The 7,718-nt window shown below is 63.3% G+C and carries 10 protein-coding genes and 1 pseudogene; all 11 read right to left on the bottom strand.

Going from position 1 to position 7,718, the window contains the following annotated elements; genetic code table 11:
• Window positions 1-182 (bottom strand): beta/alpha barrel domain-containing protein (locus tag ABSF49_RS18145; RefSeq protein ID WP_424112722.1); only part of this gene is annotated, 182 nt, incomplete at its 3' end.
• A 131-nt stretch (window positions 183-313) separates the two neighbouring features.
• The gene (locus tag ABSF49_RS18150) at window positions 314-592 is read right to left on the bottom strand and encodes a transposase (RefSeq protein WP_424114049.1); all 279 of its coding nucleotides are present in this window, start codon (window positions 590-592) and stop codon (window positions 314-316) included.
• A 72-nt stretch (window positions 593-664) separates the two neighbouring features.
• Window positions 665-1,669 (bottom strand): aldo/keto reductase, encoded by a 1,005-nt coding sequence (locus ABSF49_RS18155; protein WP_424114050.1) that lies wholly within the window; start codon window positions 1,667-1,669, stop codon window positions 665-667.
• Complete coding sequence (locus ABSF49_RS18160; RefSeq protein WP_424114051.1) at window positions 1,659-2,555, bottom strand: amidohydrolase family protein; 897 nt, start codon at window positions 2,553-2,555, stop codon at window positions 1,659-1,661. The genes ABSF49_RS18155 and ABSF49_RS18160 overlap by 11 nt, the downstream gene beginning before the upstream one ends.
• Window positions 2,556-2,567: 12 nt before the next feature.
• Complete coding sequence (locus ABSF49_RS18165) at window positions 2,568-3,557, bottom strand: aldo/keto reductase (RefSeq protein ID WP_424114056.1); 990 nt, start codon at window positions 3,555-3,557, stop codon at window positions 2,568-2,570.
• An 18-nt stretch (window positions 3,558-3,575) separates the two neighbouring features.
• Window positions 3,576-4,310 (bottom strand): ABC transporter ATP-binding protein, encoded by a 735-nt coding sequence (locus ABSF49_RS18170; RefSeq protein ID WP_424114052.1) that lies wholly within the window; start codon window positions 4,308-4,310, stop codon window positions 3,576-3,578.
• Window positions 4,307-4,615 carry an ABC transporter ATP-binding protein C-terminal domain-containing protein gene (locus ABSF49_RS18175; protein WP_424114057.1) on the bottom strand — a complete coding sequence of 103 codons (309 nt, stop codon included), beginning with the start codon at window positions 4,613-4,615 and terminating at the stop codon, window positions 4,307-4,309. Before ABSF49_RS18175 ends, ABSF49_RS18170 begins: the two co-directional genes overlap by 4 nt.
• Window positions 4,592-5,032, bottom strand: a pseudogene (locus ABSF49_RS18180) (ABC transporter ATP-binding protein); the annotation flags it as partial. The pseudogene ABSF49_RS18180 and the gene ABSF49_RS18175, both read right to left, overlap by 24 nt.
• 34 nt (window positions 5,033-5,066) lie before the next feature.
• A complete protein-coding gene (locus ABSF49_RS18185) occupies window positions 5,067-6,146 on the bottom strand; it encodes a branched-chain amino acid ABC transporter permease (RefSeq protein WP_424114053.1) in 1,080 nt (359 codons plus the stop codon).
• Window positions 6,147-6,216: 70 nt separating this feature from the next.
• Entirely contained in the window at window positions 6,217-7,086 is an 870-nt protein-coding gene (locus ABSF49_RS18190) for a branched-chain amino acid ABC transporter permease (protein ID WP_424114054.1), read from the bottom strand.
• Window positions 7,087-7,322: 236 nt separating this feature from the next.
• Window positions 7,323-7,718 (bottom strand): ABC transporter substrate-binding protein (locus tag ABSF49_RS18195; RefSeq protein ID WP_424114055.1); only part of this gene is annotated, 396 nt, incomplete at its 5' end.

Genomic DNA, 7,718 nt, shown 5'->3' on the forward strand with positions numbered 1-7,718 from the left:
GTCACCTCGAAGAACACATGCGCGGCGAACTCGCCGCGATTGGTGAACTCGATACATTTCGCGCCGCCATTGGCGCAGGCCTGGATGACCTTCTTACAAACCTCGACGTCGGGATGATAGAAGACCGGGATCACCCCCTGGTCGATCATCGCCGACAGAACCGCCATACGGTCGACTGACATTTCTTTGCTTCCTTCTCTTCCTGAGCGCATCGGCATTAACCGATCGGCGCCTGCTCCCGGCGATTCTCCTACGCGCGGGCAACTTCATTTCAGATCGAATCTCGTCGATGCGGGCTCGGTGACGCGCAGGCTCAGTAGATTCCCTGTGCGACCTCGGCAAGAATCAGCTTGTCCAACTTCAGGTCAGATACTATGCGGCGGAGCCGGGCGTTCTCCGCTTGGAGCTGCCCTGGCCGCTTCACCTGGTCCGACTGCAGCCCGTCAAATTCTCGCCGCCACCGATAATACGTGACCTCAGGTACGCCGACGGCCCGGATCGCATCGGCCACCGATTGCCCGTGCGACGTCAGCGCATCCACCTGGCGCAGTGTCGCGGAGATTTCTTTCGGCTGGTGACGCGTTCTCAGCACTATCGTGCTCCTCCAATTCCTGAGCGGCGCCTCAGGGTGGACCATTTCGACGGGGGGAGGGCGATCGCACTCCTATGCCGTTTGCTCCTGCTTGATCCCAAGGAGCTCGTCGAGACTCGACCACAACGCATCTGAAATCGGCCATCGACTCCATTTCATATTCTGCTCAGCGCGTCCGCGTTGGCTCATGCCCAGCACCGCCGCCGAGACAATTGGATTGCGGAGCGGAAACTGGATCGCCGCCGCCTGCAGCGGAGCATCTTGGGCGGCGCACAGAGCCTGAATTCGTTTCGCTTTGTCGACGATTTCCGCCGGCGGAGCGCCATAGTCGTACGTGGCCTTCGCGCTTCCCGGGCCGGCGGCGAGGATCCCGGAGTTGAAGACGGCGGCGGCGACGATGTGAGTTCCCGACGCTTTAGCCGCGGGAAACAGATCGACGAGCGCGCTCTGGTCGAGCAGGGTGTAACGGCCGGCGATCATCACTGCGTCGAGGCGACAGGCCTTCACGAACCGGGTCGCCACGTCGCTCTCGTTGACGCCGACGCCCACCGCCTTGATGAATCCACCCTTGCGCAGGTCGTCGAGCGCGCGATAGCACCCCTCCACCGCTTCGTTGAACCGCCGCTCGAAAGCCGCGCCATGGGTGAAGCGGTCGACGTCGTGCATGTAGACGAGATCGAAATCCGTAATGCCGACCCGGCTGGCCGACTGTTCGAGCGAACGCATCGTTCCGTCATAGCTGTAGTCGAAGACCGGCTTGAGGCGCAGCGGCGCGGCCCACCACCCATAGTCCACTTTCTCGCCGTAAGGGGGCACCAAGTATCGTCCCGCCTTGGTCGAGACCATGACGCTGTCCCGTGGCACGGTTCGCAGGAAGCTTCCCAGCCGCAGTTCGCTAAGGCCGTGACCATAAAACGGCGACGTATCGAAGTATCGGAAGCCAGTCGCGTAGGCTTCCGCCAGAACCTCTGCCGCCTCGCGTTCGGACACATCGCGATAGAGGGTGCCTAGCCCACTCGCGCCGAAGCCCAGCTTCGTGGGAAAGGCAAGGTGGGACCGCTGTGCATCAGAAGGCATCGCCATTCTCCTTCTCGGTCGCCGACGCCAGCGCAGGCAGGCCGTAACATTCGATCGCCGAGCCTCCGAAGACTCGGTCGCGTTCGGACTGAGTGAGATCCTTGACGCACTCGCGCAATGCGTCGATCACCCGCTCGTAGCTGGCCGCGACCAAACAGACCGGCCAATCGGACCCGAACATGCAGCGATCGGCGCCAAAAATTTCGAGGGTCTCCATCACGTAGGGCTTAAGATCCGCGGGCGTCCAAGCCCGCCAGTTCGCCTCGGTCACCATGCCGGAAAGCTTGCACCAGACATGGCCCCGCTGGGCTTTGAACCCGCGCATGAGAGACGCCCATTCGTCGAAGCCGCGATTTCGGATTTCGGGCTTGGCGATATGGTCGAGGACAAAGCGCAGATTGGGGAAGGCCTCCGTCGTCTTCACGCACGACGGCAACTGGGGGAGGTTCGGCACCAGGTCGTAAACGAGGCCCGCGCGCTGAACTTCCGACAGTCCCCGCTTGACGTCATCCCGCAGCAGCCAGTTCGGGTCGGCCTCGGTCTGAATCAGGTGCCGAACGCCAACGAGCCAGCGCCCTTCGGGACTGCTTTTCAGCGCGGCCAACGTCTGGGCTACGTTCGCGTCCGTGAGGTTGACCCAGCCGACCACGCCGGCGACAAAATCGGTCGCCGCCGCGAGGCGGATGAACTCCCAGGTCTCGTCGAGATCGTTCCAGGTCTGCACCAGAACCGTTGCCGAAACGCCGTTGCGCTCGAGCGACGGGCGCAGATCAAGCGGGTCGAACCGCCGTTTGAGCGACTCGAACGGCCCGCTCAACCAGCCGTAATCGCCGCCTGTTTCCGGATGCCAAAAGTGCTGATGCGCATCGATGGCGATTTGCGGCATGTCCTATTTTCCTCACCACCGCTGATGAACGAACGGTTTGATCCGGCTGGCGTAGACCGCCGCAATCTTCTGCATCGTCTCGGCGGGGATCGGCGGCAGCGCGGCGGCGGCCACGTTCTCCTTGGCCTGCTGGGGGCTCTTGGCGCCGGGAATGACCACGCTCACCGCGTCCTGCATCAAGATCCAGCGCAGGGCGAATTGCGCCATCGTCACGCCAGGCGGCGTCAGCGCGCGGATCTCTTCGACCGCCGCAAGACCCTCCTCGTAGGGAACGCCGGCAAAGGTTTCGCCGACGTCGAAAGCCTCGCCGTGCCGGTTGTAGTTGCGGTGGTCGTTGGCGGCGAACTGGGAGTCGCGCTTGAACTTGCCCGATAGCATGCCGCTCGCGAGCGGCACGCGCACGATGATCGCGACATCGCGCCGTTTGGCCATATTGAAAAACTGTTCGGCTGGGCGTTGGCGGAAGATGTTGTAGATGATCTGCACGCTCGCCAGCCCGGGAAACTCCAGCGCCTTGACGCCCTCCTCCACCTTTTCGACGCTCACGCCCCAGTGGCGGATCTTGCCCTGCTCGACCAGACCGGCCAATGCCTCGAAGGTCTCGGGGCGGTAGTAGACTTCGGTCGGAGGGCAGTGGAGTTGCACGAGATCGAGCGATTCCACCTCAAGGTACTTGAGGCTGCGCTCGACGAAGGCCGTCAGGTTCGTGCGGTTGTATCCGTCGGCGACATGCGGGTTGAGCCGCCGGCCCGCCTTGGTGGCGACCATCGGCGCTTGCTTGCCCGCACGCGATTTGAGGACCTGCGCGACAAGCTTCTCCGCGCGCCCGTCGCCGTAGACGTCTGCGGTGTCAATAAAGTTGACGTCGCGGTCGAGCGCTTCGTTCAGCGCCGCAAGTGCATCGCGCTCGTCGACCGATCCCCAGTCCGCTCCAATCGCCCACGTGCCAAATCCGATCGGCGAAACCTTTCGACCAGTTGAGCCGAACCGTCTTGCATCCATAATCGCATCTCCCATGGGTCATTCCCCGGCCGCAGCGCGCTGCTCGCCGAAATACAGTTCCCGCATCAGCGACGACTCCCGCAGTTCGCCGATCGATCCGGAGGCGACGATCTTTCCGTGCTGCAGCAGATAACCGCGTTCGGCCACCGCCAGCGCCAACGACGCGTTCTGTTCGACGAGCAACACCGCCGCGCCGAACTTGTCGCGCACGGCGCCAATCACCGATCGCACGTCTCTGACCATCACCGGCGCCAGGCCGAGGGACGGCTCGTCGAGAATGAGAACCCGGGGCCGGGCCATCAAACCGCGAGCGATCGCCAGCATCTGCTGCTGGCCGCCGCTCAACGCTGAACCTTTGGCGTCGCGCTTCTTGGCGAGGATATCGAAATACGATTCCATCTGGGCGATGTCGCGTTCGATGCCGTCCTCATCCCTGCGGCAGTACGCCCCGATGCGGAGATTCTCCCGCACCGTCAGGTCGCCGAAAATGCGCCGCCCCTCCGGCACCATCACCACGCCGAGGGCGGCCATGCGGTCGGCGGGCAGCCCGGTCACGTTGCGCCCGTTGAAGGAGATGGTCCCTCGCCGCGGCTTCAGCAGTCCTGAAATCGCGCGCAAGATGGTGGACTTGCCGGCGCCGTTCGGGCCGATGATCGTAACGATCTCGCCCTCCTCCACCGTCATGGACACATCGCGTGTGACTTGGACGACGCCGTAGGCAGTGTCCAGTTGCTCGACGCTCAGCAGACTCACAATTCGCCTCCCAGGTAGACTTCCGTCACCTTCGGGTCCTTGAGAACGCCCGCCGGCGCGCCGTCGGCGATCTTCGTTCCAAAATCGAGAACCACCAGACGCGTGCAAAGCGCCGTCATGAACGTCATGTGGTGGTCGATCAGACACACCCCGATTCCCATCTGCGGCAGCTTGATGATCAGTTCGGTGAGCGTGTTGGCCTCGTTGTCGCTCAGTCCCGCGGCGGGCTCGTCGAGCAGCAGCAGGACCGGATTGGCGGCAAGGGCGACTGCGACTCCGAGTCGTCGCAGATTGCCGAACGGCATCGAACCGGCCTCTTCTTGGCCCCTGCCGGCGAGTCCGACGAAATCGAGAATCGCTTCAGCCGAAGGCCAACGCGGCCCCGCGCCGGCGCCCCGACGCTCGCCGCGCTCCATTGCGACCCGAACGTTTTCGAGAACCGTCAGCCCGGGAAACGACATCGCCTGCTGGAACGTCCGGATCAGCCCCTTGCGAGCGATCTGATGCGACCGCATCCCGGTGATGTCCTCGCCCTGCCACTCGATGCGGCCGGACGTGGGCGGGAAGACGCCGGTGATGACGTTGAACAGCGTCGTCTTGCCGGAGCCGTTGGGACCGATGACCCCGGTGATCTTGTCGCCGGGTATCGACAGATCGACCCCGTCCAGGGCGACGACGCCGCCGAACGCCTTGCGTAAGCCAGTGATTTCGAGCGCCGCCATCAACGTCTCCCCCTTCCGTCGTTATCCGGCGTTGTCATGGCGCCAGGCCCGCTTTGCCGAACAGCGCGCGCGATCGGGCCGTCAGCCACCGATAGATGTCGAGAAGGCCGGCGCTGACGCCGCCGGGCAGCAGCAGGATGACGATCAGCAGCGCGACGCCGTAGGCGATGCGGGAATCGACAGGATTGAGGTTCATCACCTCCGGCAGGAAGTTGACGATGATCGCGCCGATCAACGGCCCGTAAATCAGCCGCGCGCCGCCCAGCATCACCATCAGCGCGAGATAGAGGCTCGGAAACGCGCCATAGAGCGTCGGCGAAATGTGCCGCAGATAGTAAGCTTGCAGAATGCCCGCAGCGCCGGCGAAAGCGCCGCTGACCATGAACACGCTGATCTTTTGCAGGTCGATGTTGACGCCGATAGCCCGAGCCAGTTGCTCGTTCTCGCGGATCGCGCGCAGCGTCCGGCCGTAAGACGAATTGGCGATCGCGTAGAAAATCGCCAGGCTGAGCGCGAGCGCGACCAACACCAGGTAGTAGTAGTTGGCCAGCTTGTCGAAATTGATGCCGAACACGCTGCCGATCGATCCGACGTCGAGCCCGGTCGCTGCGCCGGTCAAGCTGCCGCCATTGGTCAGGCAGACGACCAGCAGCGCGCAAAAGCAAAAGGTGATGATGATGTAGTGCTGGCCGGCGACCCGTAGACTCGGCAGGCCAACCAAGCCTCCGGCGATGGCCGCAACAATGATCGATGCGGGCAGCGCGACCCAGAAGCCGACCCCGAAGTGAACGAAAAGCATCGCGGCGACATAAGCGCCGATGCCGATCATCGCCGCGTGTCCCACCGACATGATGCCGGCCTGCCCGAACTGAAGTCCGAGCCCATAGAGCGCGATCGCGGTGTATCCGGTCGTAATGGCGATCGACAGAAAGCGATAACCGATATGGAGCGACGGCAATGCCGCCATGGCGACGACAATCACCACCGCGACGATGATTTGTTCGAGGCGCCTGTGTGTCGCAAGCCGGCCTTTCTGGCCTTGGTTCGGCGTTTTCGACGTCTTGCCCGCGGCCGACCGCGCCGACTTTCCCAATTCTCCATTTGGCGTCGACATTTCCAACTCTCGATATTCCATAGTCGTTCGACTCCGTGCCGCCCTGGTGGCGTTTGCGTCTCGTCCGACCTCAGGAGGCCTTCGGACCCAACGTCCCGCCGAGCAATCCCTGTGGGCGCACAATCAAAATGACGATCATGATGATCAGCGAATAGGCGTCGGTCCATTCGGGGTAGCCGTAGCCGGCGCTGAGGCCGTCGACGAGACCGAGGACCAGCCCCGCCACGACCGCGCCGTAGACGTTGCCCAATCCGCCCATCAGCGAAACGACGAAGCCGCGGGTGATGACGACGCTGCCGACGAAGGGCGTGATCGGAAACAGCGCGATCATCAGGGCGCCGCCGAGGCCCGCAAGAATGCTGCCGTAGACGAAGACGCCGGTGACGTAGCGCCGCACCGGAACCCCCATGAGTTCGGCGGTGCTCTGGTCGGAAACGCTGGCGCGCAACGCCATGCCGTAGCGGCTGCGCGAGATCCCGAAGTAGGTGATCGCCACCACGACGACGGTGATCGCCACCACGACGGCGCGCATCGCGATGATGTGCACGCCGCCGACGACCCAGACCGCGCCCACCGGATCGGGGATGCTCTTCTGGAATTCGTTGAAGACCCGGATCACGACGTGCTGCAGGATCACGCTCAGTCCGATCGACATGATGAACCCGTTCATCGGGCGGTCGAGCGTGAAGCGGAAAAGACCCCTTTCGGCGACGAACCCGAGCGCCCCGACGACGCCCATCGCCAGGACAGCCGCTACGAAGAAGTTGAGACCGAGGCCGACAAAGAACCACGTCGCGATTCCGCCGATCATCAGGAACTCGCCGTGGGCGAAATTGACAATGCCGGCAAGGCCGAAGATCAGAGTGATGCCCATGCCGATCAGAATCGTGACGCTCGCCACCGAAAGACTGTTCACCAGCTGCTGGATCAGTATTTCCATTTCAGTAGTTCCATTATGGCCTCCGACAGGCGCGCCTTGAAAACCAGCGATAGGGAGCGTGGACCGCCCCGCGGTCGTCGCGACGGCGCGGGATCGGGCCGTCGGACGTTATCGTTTGGAGCGGGACGCCTGAACGCCGATGCTTGTGGCGACCCGCTCCTCTAGTCCGAGCCGGTTCCCAATCTTACCCATGGGAACCGGCCGCGATTGACCACACCCGCGTGGCCGACCTTGCGTCAGTTAGCCGTGGGCGCCGCCGCCGGCGGCTGTTCAACAGCGCAGCTGAACTTATCGGAGGAGCCGGATTCGGCCAGGCAGACTTCAGTCGCGAAGGTCACCTGGTGATGGGCGTTGAAGGTCAGCGGCACAGCCGAAACCACGCCTTGATATTGCATCTTCAGCAGAGCGTCGACGACTGCATCGGGATCGTCGAGCTTCCCAACCTGCTCCAGCGCCTTGGCGTACATGAAGAAGTAGTCATAGTAGAGCAGCGAGACCGACGACTGAGGCCCCTTGGCGGCGCCCAGGGCGAAATACTTCTCGAAATAGTCCTTGACCGCCGGGAACGGAGCGGCTCCCCAGCACACCGGCACGCAGCTCATCGTGACCGGCTGATCCGCCTTGAGACCGCG

Source organism: Roseiarcus sp. (assembly GCF_049514155.1).
Taxonomy (GTDB): Bacteria; Pseudomonadota; Alphaproteobacteria; order Rhizobiales; family Beijerinckiaceae; genus Roseiarcus.

Excerpts from the sequence above, each read along its gene's own strand:
- ABSF49_RS18165 (WP_424114056.1), bottom strand. The coding sequence starts at position 3,557 with ATGGATGCAAGACGGTTCGGCTCAACTGGTCGAAAGGTTTCGCCGATC.
- ABSF49_RS18160 (WP_424114051.1), bottom strand. The coding sequence starts at position 2,555 with ATGCCGCAAATCGCCATCGATGCGCATCAGCACTTTTGGCATCCGGAA.
- ABSF49_RS18155 (WP_424114050.1), bottom strand. The coding sequence starts at position 1,669 with ATGCCTTCTGATGCACAGCGGTCCCACCTTGCCTTTCCCACGAAGCTG.
- ABSF49_RS18175 (WP_424114057.1), bottom strand. The coding sequence starts at position 4,615 with ATGCCGTTCGGCAATCTGCGACGACTCGGAGTCGCAGTCGCCCTTGCC.
- ABSF49_RS18185 (WP_424114053.1), bottom strand. The coding sequence starts at position 6,146 with ATGTCGACGCCAAATGGAGAATTGGGAAAGTCGGCGCGGTCGGCCGCG.
- ABSF49_RS18190 (WP_424114054.1), bottom strand. The coding sequence starts at position 7,086 with ATGGAAATACTGATCCAGCAGCTGGTGAACAGTCTTTCGGTGGCGAGC.